A 17,053-nucleotide genomic window follows, 5' to 3' on the forward strand; every position below is an offset into this window, starting at 1 on the left:
CTAACAAAACTTTTAGGAGGAATTCGATATGAGCAGCATACTGGATAATATAAAGGCAGCCGCAGCTGAAATAGAAGGAGGGGCAGCTTTTGCTCTTCCGCAGGTTATTCATGTAGAACCGGGTGCCCTGCAGCAGGTCATTCCTTATGTGGCCGCACAGGGCTGGGAACGGCCGGTGCTTGTGGCAGATGAACATACACTGAAAGTAGCGGGAGCAAGTCTGGAGCTGGCGTGCAGGGAAGCCGGGATTTCGGTCCACACCACCTTGGTGCTGCCCAATGCACAGGGCGATGTTATCGCAGATGAAGCCTCTGTAGTGCAGGTGCTGTTGGATATTCAAAAAGTTAAAGCAGATTCCGTCATCGTGGCAGGCTCGGGCACACTGCATGATGTGGCGCGTTATGCGGCTTATACAGCAGCCATCCCTTTTGTGTCGGTCCCGACGGCTCCTTCGGTAGACGGCTTCACCTCGAACGGCTCGCCGCTGATTATCCGCGGCAACAAGATAACGATTCCTGCGGTCGGTCCAGTCGCTATCTTCGCCGATACAGAGCTGCTGCGCAAGGCGCCGGCTCCCATGGTGGCGGCAGGCTTTGGCGATATGCTGGGCAAATACACCTCGTTGTTCGACTGGAAATTCGGCCGCCTGACGGCTGACGAGCCGTATGCTCCGGCGGTTGCCGCCATTACCGAAAAGGCGCTGTTGGCCTGCGTAAATCATGCAGAGGAGATCGGAAATCATACCGAACTGGGAATCCGTGTACTGACCGAAGCGTTGATTGAATCCGGTCTGGCGATCCTGCTGTTTGGGCAATCCCATTCGGCATCCGGTGCAGAACATCATCTGTCCCATTATTGGGAGATGGAGTACATCCGCACCGGACGCAGACAGCTGCTGCATGGCGCCAAGGTCGGTGTGGCCTGTGCGGAAATTTCCGCGCTGTACCATGAGCTGGCGGATACGCAGGGTTTGGCGGACAAGGAGCAGTGGGCGCAGGTGCTTAAGGAAATCAGCGGACTTCCTTCACCGGAAATGTTGCGCGGCCTGTTGCGCACTGTACATGGACCCTCTACCTTGGAAGAGCTTGGTGTGGATGCTGGTCTGCTGCGCCGCAGTCTGCAGGAAGCGCATTTCATCCGGATGAACCGTCATACCCTGTTGCGGGCGCGCAATGAAGGGAAGATTGCGGGAGCTGCTGCGGAATAGACAGGTGATGCTGAAGAATCTGGAGCAGATACTAACCTTCTGAAGATTTAAGTAAAACTTTAGGAGGACTTAATACTGTTTTAAGCTTGGGACTGTATATTAGACACATACCCCCTTATTACATACCTTGACCCCGCCAGCTGCTGGCGGGGCCCTTTTTTTTGTATACGCACAATAAATGGAGGCGGGAAACGGATTCCGGGAGCGGGAAACTTTCATTTCATAGGATTCCATTCATAGGATTGCACCTCTCTACACGGCGTCTAACAAGGAGCTTGAGAAGGCTGAGTTATAGTGTAAATTTTTTTATAAAAACTACTCTCTAATCTGTCGATTTAGGTCTATTTATGTCGATAATAATAGTGAAATAGTGCAAATTTTAAATATTTACTATCGGGAGAAGATCAGGGGAGTTCTTAGAAACGAAGACAACGAAGACAGAGAGGGGGGGGACTTAAGTGGAGCATATCTATGGTACTCATGATAGGGTGCTTGTATTATTTTCATATGTAATTGCGGTAGCAGCTTCATATACGGTTCTAAGTCTGGCAGGGGCAGTAGGCAGATCTAAAGGGAAGAAACGTTGGCTATGGCTGATGTGCGGTGCAGTAATTATGGGCGTGGGGATCTGGTCAACGCATTTTGTCGGAATGCTGGCCATATCGCTGCCGTTTCCGGTTGCTTATAATCTGAACACCGTATTGTTGTCAGTAGGGGGTTCTGTCGTTGCCTCTTTCATCGCCCTTGTCGTGATTAGCCGCTGCAAGCAGGGCATTCTTCAATTTCTTGGAGCGGGCGTATTTTCCGCGATTGGAATTTCAGCGATTCATTATATCGGCATGTCGGCGATGCAAATTAATGTTACCTATACTCCCGGATATGTAGTCCTGTCCATCGTGATAGCTTTTGTTGCATCCTATGCAGCGCTCGGGTTATTTTCCTATATTATTGATCATGGCGAAGAAGACAATCATTGGAGGAAGCTGGGCAGCGGTCTGATCATGGGAACTGCGATTGTTGGCATGCATTACACCGGTATGCTGGCAGTCCACTTTGAGCCGCGGCATCATACTGCACGGATCACCGGTGTTGTCCTGGATCAGAAATGGCTTGCCTATGTCATTGCAGGCGGGACTTTGTTCACGCTGTGGTTATCAGTTGTCGGAATGTTCATCTCCCGCCGGTTCTCGAACAAGGACACAGAGATACTGGTTACTGAGAAATGGTACAGGTCGTTATATGAAAATAACCAGGACGGCATTATCTCGATTGACCTGGACATGCGCATTATCGGATTTAATCCTGCAGCCTCAAGAATCACGGGAATCAGCTCAAGTGCCTTTAAGGATCAGAACATGATGTTCATTCTCTCGATTGTGGCTGTGGAGGAGCAGGAGCGGATGCAGAAGCTGTTCTCAAGATCTTTTGCCGGAGAGGAACTGAGCTATGAAACAGCGATCATCCATCAGGACGGGCACCGGGTAGAGATCAGTGTGGTTAACGCTCCGGTCATGGTCGACGGGCAGGTGGTCGGAACCTATGTAATTGCCAGAGATGTGACAGAAGAAAAGCGGGCCAAGGAGAAAAATCATTACCTTGCTTTCCACGACGAGTTAACCGGTCTGCCGAACAGAAGAATGTTCAATGAGCTGCTGTCGCAAACCATTGAAGCGCATAGTGAAACGATGGAGCCGTTTGCTGTTATGGTTATGGACCTTGACCGGTTTAAAATCATCAACGACTCATTGGGGCATATGTACGGCGATCTGTTCCTCCAGGAAATGAGCAGCCGTATCCGGCATAGTGTGGTGAACGAGAATGTGACGCTGGCCCGGATTGGGGGAGATGAGTTTGCGATGTTGTGCCGGTTCTCCCGGAAGAACATGAATGTAACAGCCATTGCGGAGCAGATGGTTGCAGCGATTGAGCAGCCGTATCGTCTGAAAGAGCAGGATTTCTACGTTACGGTAAGCATCGGAATCGCCTTCTTTCCCTGCCATGGTCAAGATGAGGTACAGCTTCTCAAGAATGCAGACACTGCCATGTACGAGGTTAAGAAAAACGGTAAAAATGATTATCAGTTTTTCTCAGACGATCTGGATGAGCAGCTGCTCCAGCGGATTAAAATGGAAGGCGATTTGCGGAAAGCGCTGGAGCGCGGTGAGTTTATTCTGTACTACCAGCCGCAAATCCGGGCGGATAACAATCAAATTATCGGAGTAGAAGCACTGATCAGGTGGCAGCATCCGGACAAAGGGCTCCTGCCGCCTGGCCTGTTCATTTCGCATGCGGAGGAGACCGGCCAGATTGTTGAGCTCGGAAACTGGGTGCTGCGCGAAGCCTGCCGCCAAATGCGGCTATGGCAGGATGCAGGCGGCCCGCTGATTCCTGTGGCGGTGAATTTGTCGTCCCAGCAGTTCCACCAGTACAATTTGCATGGGGAGATTATGGGGATTCTGGAGGAGAGCGGGCTTGCTCCGCAGTATCTTGAACTGGAGATTACGGAAAGTATGATGATGAATGCTTCTGCATCTGCCGGAATTCTGAACAATCTGACCCGGAACGGAATTCGTATCAGCCTTGACGACTTTGGGACAGGCTACAGCTCCTTCAGTTATTTGAAATTATATCCCATTCATAAAGTGAAGATTGACCGTTCCTTCATCAAGGATATTGTCGCAAGCAGCGATGACCGGGCCATAGTGTCCACCATCATTACTATGGCAAGGCATCTGAATATGCAGGTCATTGCCGAAGGTATAGAAACCAAAGAGCAGCTGGATATTGTGGTGGAGAGCGGCTGCAGAAAGGTGCAGGGCTATTATTACAGCCGTCCTTTACCGGCCGACGAGATCGGGAGGTTATTTCTGAACCTCGTACAGAGTGTATAGGATGGGAATCTCCGAAAGTTACAATTCGCAAAAGAGGATAAGAGGAAGCCAGGAAAGCCGCGGACGCCATATTTATGGCTTGCGTGACCATCTCCTGGCTTTTTATTTTTATCAGGTTGAAGCCTTCAAGCTGTGATCTGCCCGGACAAGCGGGAATTGAGGTAAAGCCCCCGCTCAAACCCGTTGTCTCCTATGCCACTACGCTGCCTTTACCGAGCTGCTCAAGTATGGATTTCTTTGCATATGAGTTGTATGATTTCCAGAAATGAACCTTTTTGCATGTTTGATTGTTATATAGACAACTCAGACAAGAAAGGAGGGGGCGTGCTTTGCAAAGCCATAGGGAATTGTTCGAAGCCTACAACAAGGCTGTCTACCGGACCTGCTACTATATGCTGCATGATGCTGCAGATGCCGAGGATATATGCCAGGAGGTGTTTATCACCGTATTCCGCAGCCGCTGGCAGGAAGTCGAGCATGTCAGGGCATGGATTATGAAAATCACAGTCAATACCTGCCTGAATCACTTGAAACGCCGGCGCAGTCTGCAGCAGAAGGTAGCTGAGCATATGCATCTGCTGAAAGGCCGTGCTGAAACTCCGGTAGAGCTCTTAATTGAAGAAAAAGAAACGGCGCTGGAATGGAGCAGTTACATGTCCAGGCTTCCTGCGAAGATTCGCGCGGTGCTTACGTTAAGGTATATGCATGATTTCAGTCTGGCCGAAATAGCGGAGGCGTTGTCCATCCCGGTCGGGACGGCCAAATCCAGACAGCATAAAGGATTGAAAATGATGAAAAAGATGCTGCAGGAAGCAGGAGAGCATGCAGAGGCAGGGGAGGAGGTTTTGTATGAAATCGGTGGAAGATGCGCTGAAACTGCGCTTAAATAATGATCACGGAATGGAGTATCCCGATTTTGCAAGCATGTGGGAACGGATGGAGCAAGCTGGACATACTGGGGATTCGGACAGCAAACGGGCACGGGGGAGATCGGTCCAGCGCCAGGGACGGAACTTACGGAAATCAGTTGTCGCGCTCTCTCTTGCAGCCCTTCTGGCTGCAGCTCCCGTATATGCAGCGATTCAGGTGGACTGGAACGGGCTGCTTCATGGCAAAAGCGGGATTCAAGCCGCACTCTCCGAGCACCTAGGCCAGGAGCTTGAACAGTCGGTGACAAGAGATGGGGTCACGCTGACCTTGCATACGGCGGTTGTGGATGAGAACCGCACGGTGATTCTGTACAGCCTGAACCCCGGTGAACATAACCGGGCTGAATTCATGAAGTTCAAAGGAATCTCTCTGAGGGATGAACAGGGAAAGCTTAGCGAAGGGATTCTTAGAGATATGGTGTGGGATGCCGGCAGCGGCAGATACACCGGCTATGTAGAGAGCAACTGGACACCGGAGGGGGATACGGCAAAGGTAGAATTTATAGCAAGGGATCTGCAAAGCTTCACCCGGCAGGAGCAGGAGCTGGAGGTGGACAATACGACCGGGGAAACGCAGAGCTTCAATATTGCGCAGGACGGCCTGCAGGCGCTTCATGTGCAGATGTTTCCCCGGGAGGATAATAGGCTGCTCGTCTACAGTGAGATTACCTTTGAACAAGAGGAGGCTGCAGCATGGGCCAAGCCGCAGGTTGTTGCTTACCGGGATGGAGCTGTCGTAAAGGAACTTACTGACAGCCTGCAAGTGCGGCCGGGTGATAACGGAGAATATATCAGCCAGCAATTCTATAGACATAGCGACGTTTCGGATGAGAGCACAGCCTATCGGCTGCAATATATGAAAGAAGAAGAGCGACTGGACGGGAAATGGTCATTCGATCTGAACCTGAGCAAGAAGCAGATGAACACAGGGACAGCGAAATATGCTTTGAATAAGCCGCTGGAGACTGGCAGCGACGATATCACCCTGGAGCAAATGGTGGTTACTCCGACCCAGATCCGGATCAGCTACCGGACCAGAGAAGCCTATGCTCATCTGCCCTATGAGAAGATAACTCTTGAAGTACAAGGTATGAGCCTGCAGGGTGAATTATGGCCGACAGCTGAACGGGATCCGAATAAGGGAGCGATTCGCTTCGAACGGCCTTCGGGTCTCGTAATGAACGGGAAAACCCCTGTAACTCTAACAGGAAAATACAAGATTACCAATCATAAGGGGGAGCGGACTCCCATCCGTTTGACAGCTATCAGCGGGAAGCGGCAATCGGTAACATCGCAGGTAGGCGGTTATCCGGTAGAATGGATATACTACACTCTCGATGGGGATTTATATGTGGAGACCGGGAGCCAGACCCCAGGCTTTGGCGGAATCGTTTCGTTCGAAACGACCCGGAACAACTCCTATTTTGCAGGCGAAACGCTGATAGCCAATCACTCCGGGGATGATGACAACACGGCTATAAAGAGGTATAAGGGGTATGAGCAGACGAAAGCATCCATGTATGTCAGCAGTTATATTACGGTTGAACCGGATCAGATGATACAGGTGCAACTGCTGCCTTAACCGGCAGGGTGATGAAGCGGAGACAATAATTGAAAGAGAAACCTTTAATAGAAGAGGTTGTCCGGCCCTTGGGGGAAACGGAGGCCTCTTTTATTTGTGTATACAGGGTAATGGCGCTTAGAATATAAAGAGATGATAGAAATAGTCTATGAATAATGTTCTTCGGACATAAAAAGGAGAGAAGGAGACAGGTGAACGAGATCCGCTGTGACTGGGTGAATGAAGATCCACTATATATTGCTTATCATGATGAAGAATGGGGCAAACCGCTGTATGATGACCGGAAGTTGTTCGAGCTGTTGATGCTGGAGGGAATGCAGGCCGGACTAAGCTGGTACACCGTCTTGAAGAAGCGGGAGCATTTCCGCAAAGTATTCGACGAATTTGATCCGGTGAAAATCGCGGAATATGATGAAGCCAAAATAACCGCACTGCTGGGCGATCCGGGCATTATCCGCAACCGCCTCAAGATTAACGCGATCATCCGGAATGCGGCCTTGTATTTGCAGATCGTCCAGGAGGAGGGCGGCTTTGCAGACTATCTCTGGAGCTTTACCGGGGGGGTGCCGGTGATCAATAACTGGAAGAGCAGAGCGGAAGTGCCGATTACAACCTCCCAGTCAGACCAAATGAGCAAAGCACTGCGTAAAAAAGGCATGAAGTTTGTCGGCTCAACCATTTGCTACGCGTTTATGCAAGCTTCCGGAATGGTGGACGATCATATACAGGAATGCTTTTGCCGCAGCAAAAGTCAGCTTTCCGGAAGCTGATCCGCAGTTTGGCGCTACCCGGGGAAGAAATGGTATACTGTTAAGCAGCGCTCACAAAACTTTTTGTGTATGCTTCCGAAGCCATTTTTGCTCGAAGAATAACCACGTAAGCTGCGCTCACAAAACTTTTAGGAGGATCCACAAAGATGTTATGGCATGAACTGACAGTACATACAACAGAAGAGGCGCAGGAGATGATTTCCAATCTGCTGTATGAGGCCGGTGCAGGCGGTGTTTCCATCGAGGAATCCGGAACCCTGAATAAGGTACGGGATACACGTTATGGTGAATTATACGACGAGCCGCTGAATGATATCCCTGAAGGGGAAGCGGTGATTAAAGGATATTATGCCGAAACCGTCCCGATGGATGCCATTATCGAAGAGCTGGCTCCACGGATCGAAGAGCTGAGAGAGTTCGGGATTGATCCCGGCAAAGCACTGATTTCGTGGAAAACTGTGGATGAAAATGATTGGGCGCATGCCTGGAAGCAGTATTTCAAGCCGCTTCGCGTATCGGACCGGCTGACGATTAAGCCCACCTGGGAGGAATATACCCCTGCCGGCCCGGAAGAAAAAATTATTGAGCTTGATCCCGGCATGGCATTTGGAACCGGAACCCATCCAACGACAGCACTGTGCCTGCGGGCACTGGAGAAACATATCAGCGGTGATGAGGAAGTGATTGACGTTGGAACGGGCTCCGGCATTCTTGCTGTAGGCGCGGTGCTGCTGGGTGCCAAGTCTGTGCTGGCGCTGGATCTGGATCCGGTGGCTGTGGAAAGTGCCCGTGAGAATGTGGCGCTGAACCGGCTGCAGGATTCCATTACGGTAAAAGAAAGCGACCTGCTGTCACTGCTAGGCGGTGAAGGCGCGGCAGATACGGCGGCGGGAGATATGTGGCCATCGGCAAGAGCCAGTCATACGGACGCGCAGCAGGCTGTTCCGGCAAAGCCAAAAGCTGAAGACAGTCTTGGTGTCACACTGCCGGTGAAGGTTGTGGTCGCCAATATTTTGGCAGAGATTATCGTGTTGTTCACCGATGATGTCTACCGTGCCCTGCAGCCGGGTGGCATCTATATCACCTCCGGCATTTATAAAGATAAGGAAGGGCTCGTGGCGCAGGCGCTGGAGTCGTCCGGGTTTGAGATTAAGGAAGTATCCCGTGAAGAAGATTGGGTGGCCTTTACAGCCGGAAAGAGGTAGAAATGGATTTTTTGGATAGAATTTTAGTAGTACCCCTGCAGCAGCTTCCGTTTTTCCTGATTACCCTGGTGATCGCATTTACTGTGCATGAATTCGCCCATGCCTATTTTGCCAATAAATTTGGTGACCCAACTGCAAGGCTGCTGGGCCGCATGACGCTCAATCCCGCAGTGCATTTCGATCTATTCGGTATCATCCTGCTGCTCATTGCCGGCTTCGGCTGGGCACGTCCGGTTCCGGTGAACCGCGACAACTTCAGACGCCCCCGGCTGATGGGGGTTATCGTGTCTGCGGCAGGTCCGATCAGCAATCTGCTGCTCGGTATTCTCGGTACTCTAGTATATGCCGCCCTGCATGCCAGCGGCGCCATTGAGTCCATTACGAATGAACAGCTGCTGCGGGCAGTGTACTGGTTCTTTGGCATGTTCATTCAATTTAATTTCTTCCTATTCCTGTTTAACTTAATTCCGCTGCCTCCGCTGGACGGCTACCGGATCGTAGAGGATGTGGCACCGCGTCCGATCCGTGCAAAATTACAGCAGTATGAGCAGTGGACGGTCTTTATCTTTTTGCTTATCATCTTTATCCCCGGCCTGCGTGCCTATACGATCGAACCGCTGAACAGCTGGGCACTGCAAATTGGGAACGACTTTTTCCGGTTGTTCTTCAATCTGTTCGGAGGGTAAAGCCTGAACAGGGGCTGTTCACAGGCAGGCAAACGTTGTATGATGTAATGTGAATTTTTAGACGGTTTACAAGTGCGTAGAGCGGCGGCTGGAGACCTGAACAGCAGGATCGCCGCCGCTTTTACGCTGAATAATGGACAGGATGAGGATGAAGATGCAGCGTTATTTCGTAGCACCGGAGCAGTTCGGCCCGGAACAGGTAACCATTGACGGCGAAGATGCCCGCCATATTGCTAAAGTGATGCGCGGCAAAGCCGGAGACAAGCTAATTGTCAGCGACGGCATTTCCCGCGAGGCGCTGGCGGAGATTTCTTCGATTGAGATCGGCGAGATTATAGTGAACATACTGGAATCTCTGGAGATGACGCATGAGCCGCGGATCAAGATTACGGTGGCCCAGAGTCTGCCGAAGGGAGACAAGCTGGAAACCGTCATTCAGAAGTGCACCGAAATCGGTGCGGTGGCCTTTGCCCCGTTCCTCTCAGAGCGCACAATAGTGCAGTATGACGAGCGCAAGGAGAATAAGAGACTGGAACGCTGGCGCAAGATTTGCAAGGAGGCAGCGGAGCAGGCGCACCGTAATATAGTGCCGGCCGTGCATGCGCCTTTGAGCTGGAAGCTGCTGCTGCAAAGCTTCCGCGACTATGATGCCGTTTACTTTTGTTATGAGAAGGAAGAAGGGATGCAGCTGCGGAGTGCCGCCGCACCTTGGTTGTCTTCGCTGCCGCCGGAATCACCGGGCCGGGTAATGATCGTTGTCGGTCCCGAAGGCGGCTTCAGCCCGGAGGAATGCCTCGCGGCCGAAGAGGCCGGAGCGGTACCGGTAGGCCTTGGGCGGCGTATTCTGCGCTGCGAGACGGCCGGCATGGTCGCTGCAGCCTGCATCCTGTATGAATCCGGAGAAATGGGGGGAGCTTGAACAATGCCATCCGTAGCATTTTATACTTTAGGTTGTAAAGTGAATTTCTATGACACTGAAGCCATCTGGCAGCTATTCAAAAATGAAGGTTACGAGCAGGTTGATTTCGAAGGGCCCGCCGACGTATATCTAATCAACACCTGTACGGTAACCAATACCGGCGACAAGAAAAGCCGCCAAATGATCCGCCGCGCCGTGCGCCGCAACCCGGAGGCTATCGTCGCCGTAACAGGCTGCTATGCGCAGACCTCACCCGGCGAGATCCTTGATATTCCCGGGGTCGATCTCGTGATCGGCAACCAGGACCGTGAACAGATTATGACTCACGTCAAAAATATCCAGGGGTCCCGCCAGCCGGTGAATGCCGTCCGCAACATTATGAAGACGCGTGAATTCGAAGAGCTGGATGTGCCGGGTTTTGCTGACCGGACGCGGGCGTTTATGAAAATCCAGGATGGCTGCAACAACTTCTGCACCTTCTGCATCATTCCATGGTCACGCGGACTGTCGCGCAGCCGTGATCCGAAATCAATTGTCGCCCAGGCGCATCAGCTGGTGGAGGCCGGTTATAAGGAGTTTGTTCTGACCGGAATTCATACCGGAGGTTATGGCGACGATCTGGAGAATTACCGTCTCGCCGATTTGCTGTGGGAGCTGGACAAGGTGGACGGGCTGGAGCGGGTACGCATCAGTTCGATTGAAGCCAGCCAGATTGACGATAAATTGCTTGAGGTGCTGAACCGCAGCTCCAAGATGTGCCGCCATCTGCATATTCCGCTGCAGGCCGGACATAACGAGGTGCTCAAAGCGATGCGCCGCAAATACACCACCGAAGAGTATTATGCCAAGATGGAGCTGATCCGCCAGGCGATGCCGGATGTCGGAATCACCACCGATGTTATTGTCGGATTCCCCGGCGAGACCGAGGAGATGTTCCGCGCCGGCTATGATTTCATGAAGGCCGTGAATTACTCCGAGATGCATGTCTTCCCTTATTCGAAGCGCACAGGCACCCCGGCGGCACGAATGCTGAACCAGGTTGACGAGGAAATTAAGAACGTCCGCGTACAGGAACTGATCGACCTATCCGAGGAGATGCAGCTTGCCTATGCGCGCAGGTTCGTCGGCAAGACATTGTCTGTTATTCCTGAACGGTCGGCCAAAGGGGCCCCGGGCCGCAGCACACAGCACGGCTTCAGCGACAATTACCTGCAGGTTTTCTTCAGCGGCGATGATTCGCTGCAGGGACAGCTGTGCGAGGTGAAGATTACGGAAGCTGGCGTCAACGAGTGCAGAGGCGAGCTGGTTGGCATGTCACAAGCTGGCCTGAAACAGGCGGTCCGCCAATAAATACAGCTTGGAACCAAGGATTTCGTCCCCTGCAAGGGATGAAGTCCTTGTTGTTTGTTGGGGGACATGTTTGCAGCAGACTGGATCATAAGAGCCTGCCGCGCGTATGCGAATCATTCTGAATTTCAACATGAGGCGCTGGTACTGGAACATATGGGAAACACTGGTTATAAAGTCCCTAATTGGGCTTTTAAGACCCCTGATTTCAAGAAAAGTTAAAGTCTTCAGTGCTAAATGTCGATAGTAGTGGAAGAGTGTGGGAATGTACCCTCCCAGAACAACATCACAATGAAGGAGAGAAATGATGACTGTGAACAGGAAAATGACGAAGTTGCTTCTCATCATAGCGCTGCTGGCTACCGTAGTATTTCCGGTAAGTGTCTTTGCAGAAAAGGGAGATATCAACTCGATTGAGTTTGAGAGTTCGGCCAAATTGGATATCGTAGTCGGCCAGACACCGAAGCAATTGAAGGTGTTCGCCAATGTAGAAGGTTCTTCTTCCAAGAGAGATGTAACGGGTGCGGTGACCTGGAATTCTTCCAATACCACTGCTGTAAAGGTTGTAAACGGCCTTTTGACGCCGTTTGACAGTGGCACGGCTATTATTACAGCTACTTATAATAGCATGCTTACTACGATTGAAGTTTCTGTGACTCATCCATTCAAGGATTTGAAGATTGAGCATAAAGAAGGCAACTATAAGCTGGGAGACAGTGAAGAGAAGCGGACTATCAAAGCTAAGGTACTCGGAGGAAAGTCCATCACCGAAGCGACTGATGTTACGAAAGATGTTGAATGGTCCAGCTCTGACACCAATGTATTGACGATATCGGACGGTAAAGTCAACCTTCTTAAAGAAGGTAAGGTAACGATCACTGCGAAATACAAAGGCCTGACGGCTACATATAAGACAGAAGTTGAAATGGCTTTTACCGACATCGACATCAAACAGAATGATAAGGTTGTGAAGGATGTCGAGACCCTTATGGGGGATAGCGCGATTAAGCTGACGGCAACTACCAAAGCCGCTACCCAAGCGGAGTCTGAGGACGTGACGGCTAAAGGCGACTGGAGTTCTTCAAATACTGCTGTAGCTACCGTCAAGAACGGAGAACTCAAGGTTCTGGCTACGGGTAAGACTGTAATCACGATTGCTTATCTGGGTGTGAAAGCTTCCGTAGACGTATACGTCCGCTCGTCGTATGAAGCGATTCTATTGACGCCTTCCAAGGAACAGAAGCTGTTCATGGGTGAAGTGCTGGATGTGAAGGCTGAGGTCAGAGATGCTGCCAACTCTACGCTGAATGTATCCCAGAACGCCACCTGGACATCCAGTGATCAACTGGTAGCCACAGCCAAATCCGAAGCAGACGCTGCGGACATTACGGCTAAGGGTGTGGGCGACTCTACTATCAAAGCGGAGTATAAAGGTGTCAGCAGAGAGATTAAGCTGAAAGTGCTTCCGACCATCACGGCCATAGAGGTTGAGAAAGCAGAGAATGAAAAGTCCGAAAAGGAAATGTTCAAAGGTGACACTTTAAGCTTGCCTAAGGTAAATGGCACCAAGCTCGACGGTACCAAACTTGAACTGAGCCAGGAGATAGAGTGGACTTCTGACAATGCAGAAGTTGCTACCATCAAGGATGGCAAGATTGAAGGTAAAGCAGCCGGTACAGTTACACTGATCGGTAAAATTAAAGAAAGCAACGTCAGTGCCTCAAAAGCGGACATCCGCAACAAGAGCGTTGAATATAAGCTTACTGTTCTGGATAAAGTGCTGGTGCTGATCGGGCCTGAGGACAACCTGGTGGTTGTTACTGGCGAAGAGAAGGCTATGCCTTCAGTTAAAGTAGTTATGGAAAACGGCGATGAGCGTGAGACCTCCGACAAGATTACTTGGGAGATTACGGGCACGAATGCCGTGATCAAATCAGGCACAAGCGGAAAAACGGTCAGAGGATTGGTAAAGGGCAGTGCAAGCCTAAAAGGGACCTATGCCAACAAGACAATCACCATTCCGGTGACCATTGAGCAAAAGATTACCAAGCTTGAAGTTGAGCCGGCATCGCTGGAGATGAACATTAAAGCCTCCAAATCGGTAAAAGTAACAGCTTATTACTCCAACGGAAAAACAGCCAACTTCTCGAATACGATTAATTGGGAATCCTCCAATCCGGCAGCAGCGACTGTCAAGGGCGCTTCCGTGAAGGCCGTGGCTGAAGGCACAACTACGTTAACGGGATCTTATCAGGGTATTAACGTCAGCCTCAAGGTCAACGTGATTCCCAAGCTGACCAAGCTGACAGTGAATGAATCACGCCTGAAGATGGCTCCGGGAGGCAAACAGACCGTTGTGGTAACCGCCTTGTATGATACTGGTAAAACGGCAGACGTGACTGGTCTGATAACCTGGACCAACTCGAAGCCGTCTGTAGCCAAGCTCTCCTCAGGCAGCATCACAGCGCTGGCCAAGGGAAGCACTTCTTTCAAAGGCAAATACAATAACAAGACCGTGACAATTTCGGTTATAGTCAAGTAGCAGCAACAAACTGCTGTATGCAAAATCAAAGAAAGACCAAAGAACTGCAATGCCGCCTTGGGGCACTTTGCAGTTCTTTTTTTTCTGGTGCGCTCGACATTTCGTCTTTTCATTAGATGAAAAGGCTCAATTGAAGTATAATAGTACAGCGATAGCGCATGCGTCCGGGGATAGCCCGATCGGCCATGCGCATGTTCTCACGGCTGGAGCCGGCTTTCCAGCCTGGACCATAAAGGAAGGTAGCACAACGGGAGAGCCAACAGCGAGCAGACCACATTGAAGATCGTCTGGGCATGGGCGAGCTGTGCGGCGGGACCGCCGCCGATCCAGGCGGCGAGGCTCTGCAGCGGCCCTATAAAGGGCAGGAACAGCAGTGCGCCACCGACGTTGAGCGCCACATGCGACCAGGCGACGAATACCCCGGAAGGCGAGCCGCCGATTGCGGCAATTACGGCGGTGACACAGGTGCCGACATTTGCGCCAAGCACGATGGCGATGCCCAGCTCCGGCGGCATCACGCCGGTGGAAGCCAGGCCCATCGCCATCCCGATGACCGCCGCGCTGCTGTGCAGCATTGCGGTCAGACAGGCTCCGGCGGCAAGCCCCCAGAGAGCGCTTGTGGCAGCATGGCCAAGAAACCAGTGGAACAGTCCGCTGGCTTGCAGCGCGGGGCTGATCGACTGCATGACGGCGATGCCCCACAGGACAAGCGCGAAGCCGGCCACCGCGAGGCTGATGAACTGAAGCGGCCCGGAGAATTTACGGCAGGCTCCCGCTGCCCGCCAGGAGTAGGGCGGCAGTTCGCCGATCATGACTGCCACGGCCCAGACGCAGAGCGAGGCAGCCAGCAGCGGCGTGGCCATCGTGCTGATCTGCAGTCCAATCAGCTCGGTGGTTAAGCAGGTGCCAATGTTGCTGCCGAGAATGATGCCCAGGGTCCGGGCATACGTAAGCAGGCCGGCATTAACCATGCCGATGGTCAGCACCGTGACGGCAGTACTGCTCTGCAGCAGTGCCGACAGCAGGCTGCTGGCTATGAGGCCTTTTACTGGCGTAGATGTGGCCTTATGCAGGCCTCGGGATAGCAGGGGTCCAGCAAGCCGCGACAGCGCGGCTTCCATAAGCTTCATGCCGGCAAGAAAGATAACTAGACCATATATAATAGGGAACAGCAGGTCACGGATCATAAGGACAGGCTCCTTTGAACGGGGGTTGTACACCAATATATGAAAGCATTGCAGTGGACATGTATGAAATCATTAACACGAACAGGGAGTTGAAGTCATTGGCATCGGTTATTCTGGAACGAAACCGCAAGAAAAGACTGGAGCAGGGTCATCCGTGGGTCTACGCCAGCGAGGTGGCCTCGGTGGATGGAGATCCGCAGGCAGGCGGATTGGTGGATGTGCTAAATCACCAGGGGCGTTTTTTGGGTGCAGGTTATTATAATCCGGCTTCGCAAATCCGGGTGAGAATTCTCTCCCAGAGTCCGCTGGCCGTCATGGATACGGCCTTTTTCGCGGAACGGTTCTCAAGCTGCCTGCAGCATCGGGAACGTTTTCTGCCGGGAGCAGACGCGTACCGGCTTGTGTACGGCGAAGCTGATTTTCTGCCCGGCCTGATTGTTGACCGTTTCGGCGAGATTCTTGTCGTTCAGCTCTTGACGCTGGGCATGGATCTGCACCGCGCCGAGATTGTGGAGGCACTGGTGCAAGTGATGAATCCACGCGGGATTTATGAGCGCAGTGATGTTAGTGTCCGGGAGCTGGAGGGTTTGGAGCAAAGAACCGGAGTGCTCTACGGGGAATGTCCGCGCCACATTACTGTAAGCGAGAACGGTCTGAAGGTAATCGTGGACATCGAGCAAGGCCAGAAGACGGGCTACTTTTTCGACCAGCGGGAGAATAGAGCTTCCATCGCTCCGCTGATCAAAGGCTGGGGCGGCCGCAGCGGAATTACGCTGCAGGAGATCGAGACGGATGAAGGTCTGGTTCAGACCCTGCCGGTGAACAAAAGCGGCAAGCCGGTTACTTTCCCGTATTGGGACGGTGCGACAGTGCTGGAATGCTTCGCGCATACGGGCAGCTTCACACTGCATGCCTGCAAATACGGAGCCAAAAAGGTTACCTGCCTCGACGTATCCGCCCACGCGATCGAAAGCGCCAAGGCCAATGTGGAACTGAACGGATTCACAGACCGTGTGGAATTTGTGGTGGATGATGCTTTTGCTTTTCTGCGCAATCAGGTTAAAGGGCTGGAAGAGCGGACGGAGCGGGCAACCGGTGCAGGAGAGGCTAAGACAGGAGCCAAGCCAGCGGCTAAGGCCGATACGGCGAAGCCGATGACCGCTGGCGGCGGACGCACATGGGATGTCGTCATTCTGGATCCGCCGGCGTTTGCCAAAACCAAAAGCGCTGTTGCCGGTGCCTGCCGTGGTTACAAGGATATTAACCTGCACGGCATGAAGCTGGTCAATGAGGGCGGTTATTTGGTGACGGCAAGCTGCTCCTACCACATGCAGCCGCAACTGTTCCTGGATACCATTGCTGAAGCAGCGAAGGATGCCGGTAAGGTCCTGAGACTGATTGAATGGCGGGCCGCGGGGAAAGACCACCCGCAAATTCTCGGTGTTGACGAAGGGCATTATCTGAAATTTGCCATTTTCGAAGTGCGCAGCAAGAAATAACGAACCTGGCCCCTAGGCCGGCTCTGCGGGAGTCTCTGTAAAGAGGCTCTTTTTTTCGTTTTTCATTGATAATCATTCTGGCGTTCTCTTCTGAAGAAGAGGCGGCCCGGTGGCTGGAACTGCTGCAGATGAAGAAAGGGGAGGGCAGCAGGAAGTGAAGCTGGACCATGCTTATTTGTGAATATTACCGTGAATGATCAAGAGACTGCCGCAGCTTAAAAACGCGGCAGTCTCTTTGTGCTGTACATGCGGATATCCATCCGCTGAAACTTGAAAACAATGGCAAACG

Annotated in this window: 12 protein-coding genes; 11 read left to right on the forward strand and 1 reads right to left on the reverse strand. The window is 52.0% G+C overall.

The window, feature by feature from the left end:
- Nucleotides 1–28 precede the first annotated feature (28 nt).
- From ACAN56_RS13550 to ACAN56_RS13595, 10 genes are all read left to right on the forward strand, one after another.
- A complete protein-coding gene (locus ACAN56_RS13550; protein WP_379143389.1) occupies nt 29–1,207 on the forward strand; it encodes a sn-glycerol-1-phosphate dehydrogenase in 1,179 nt (392 codons plus the stop codon).
- A gap of 458 nt (nt 1,208–1,665) precedes the next feature.
- Entirely contained in the window at nt 1,666–4,098 is a 2,433-nt protein-coding gene (locus tag ACAN56_RS13555) for an EAL domain-containing protein (RefSeq protein ID WP_379143391.1), read from the forward strand.
- Between the two features lie 329 nt (nt 4,099–4,427).
- Nucleotides 4,428–4,988 carry an RNA polymerase sigma factor gene (locus tag ACAN56_RS13560; protein ID WP_379143393.1) on the forward strand — a complete coding sequence of 187 codons (561 nt, stop codon included), beginning with the start codon at nt 4,428–4,430 and terminating at the stop codon, nt 4,986–4,988.
- The gene (locus ACAN56_RS13565; RefSeq protein WP_379143395.1) at nt 4,948–6,609 is read left to right on the forward strand and encodes a DUF4179 domain-containing protein; all 1,662 of its coding nucleotides are present in this window, start codon (nt 4,948–4,950) and stop codon (nt 6,607–6,609) included. Before ACAN56_RS13560 ends, ACAN56_RS13565 begins: the two co-directional genes overlap by 41 nt.
- Before the next feature lie 191 nt (nt 6,610–6,800).
- Complete coding sequence (locus tag ACAN56_RS13570; RefSeq protein ID WP_379143397.1) at nt 6,801–7,379, forward strand: DNA-3-methyladenine glycosylase I; 579 nt, start codon at nt 6,801–6,803, stop codon at nt 7,377–7,379.
- A gap of 146 nt (nt 7,380–7,525) precedes the next feature.
- Nucleotides 7,526–8,584, forward strand: a complete 1,059-nt coding sequence (prmA, locus tag ACAN56_RS13575) for a 50S ribosomal protein L11 methyltransferase (protein ID WP_379143399.1) — start codon at nt 7,526–7,528, stop codon at nt 8,582–8,584.
- Between the two features lie 2 nt (nt 8,585–8,586).
- Nucleotides 8,587–9,270 carry a site-2 protease family protein gene (locus ACAN56_RS13580; protein WP_038595457.1) on the forward strand — a complete coding sequence of 228 codons (684 nt, stop codon included), beginning with the start codon at nt 8,587–8,589 and terminating at the stop codon, nt 9,268–9,270.
- A 154-nt stretch (nt 9,271–9,424) separates the two neighbouring features.
- Nucleotides 9,425–10,189: an RsmE family RNA methyltransferase gene (locus ACAN56_RS13585; RefSeq protein ID WP_379143402.1), complete on the forward strand. Its 765-nt coding sequence runs from the start codon at nt 9,425–9,427 to the stop codon at nt 10,187–10,189.
- A 3-nt stretch (nt 10,190–10,192) separates the two neighbouring features.
- Nucleotides 10,193–11,539, forward strand: coding sequence for a tRNA (N(6)-L-threonylcarbamoyladenosine(37)-C(2))-methylthiotransferase MtaB (mtaB, locus tag ACAN56_RS13590; protein WP_379143404.1), 1,347 nt, complete (start codon nt 10,193–10,195; stop codon nt 11,537–11,539).
- A gap of 304 nt (nt 11,540–11,843) precedes the next feature.
- Nucleotides 11,844–14,078, forward strand: coding sequence for a hypothetical protein (locus tag ACAN56_RS13595; RefSeq protein WP_379143406.1), 2,235 nt, complete (start codon nt 11,844–11,846; stop codon nt 14,076–14,078).
- 197 nt (nt 14,079–14,275) lie between these two features.
- Here ACAN56_RS13595 and ACAN56_RS13600 read toward each other — a convergent pair whose 3' ends face one another.
- Entirely contained in the window at nt 14,276–15,265 is a 990-nt protein-coding gene (locus ACAN56_RS13600) for a Na/Pi cotransporter family protein (protein WP_379143408.1), read from the reverse strand.
- Between the two features lie 98 nt (nt 15,266–15,363).
- Between ACAN56_RS13600 and ACAN56_RS13605 the strand changes: the two genes are divergently transcribed.
- Entirely contained in the window at nt 15,364–16,764 is a 1,401-nt protein-coding gene (locus ACAN56_RS13605; protein WP_379143410.1) for a class I SAM-dependent rRNA methyltransferase, read from the forward strand.
- Nucleotides 16,765–17,053: the final 289 nt, after the last annotated feature.

This window comes from Paenibacillus paludis (assembly GCF_042610515.1).
Taxonomy (GTDB): Bacteria; Bacillota; Bacilli; order Paenibacillales; family Paenibacillaceae; genus Paenibacillus_AQ.

Coding starts and splice junctions, on each gene's coding strand:
- prmA (WP_379143399.1), top strand. CDS start 7,526: ATGTTATGGCATGAACTGACAGTACATACAACAGAAGAGGCGCAGGAG.
- ACAN56_RS13565 (WP_379143395.1), top strand. CDS start 4,948: ATGAAATCGGTGGAAGATGCGCTGAAACTGCGCTTAAATAATGATCAC.
- ACAN56_RS13595 (WP_379143406.1), top strand. CDS start 11,844: ATGACTGTGAACAGGAAAATGACGAAGTTGCTTCTCATCATAGCGCTG.
- ACAN56_RS13585 (WP_379143402.1), top strand. CDS start 9,425: ATGCAGCGTTATTTCGTAGCACCGGAGCAGTTCGGCCCGGAACAGGTA.
- ACAN56_RS13600 (WP_379143408.1), bottom strand. CDS start 15,265: ATGATCCGTGACCTGCTGTTCCCTATTATATATGGTCTAGTTATCTTT.
- ACAN56_RS13550 (WP_379143389.1), top strand. CDS start 29: ATGAGCAGCATACTGGATAATATAAAGGCAGCCGCAGCTGAAATAGAA.
- mtaB (WP_379143404.1), top strand. CDS start 10,193: ATGCCATCCGTAGCATTTTATACTTTAGGTTGTAAAGTGAATTTCTAT.
- ACAN56_RS13580 (WP_038595457.1), top strand. CDS start 8,587: ATGGATTTTTTGGATAGAATTTTAGTAGTACCCCTGCAGCAGCTTCCG.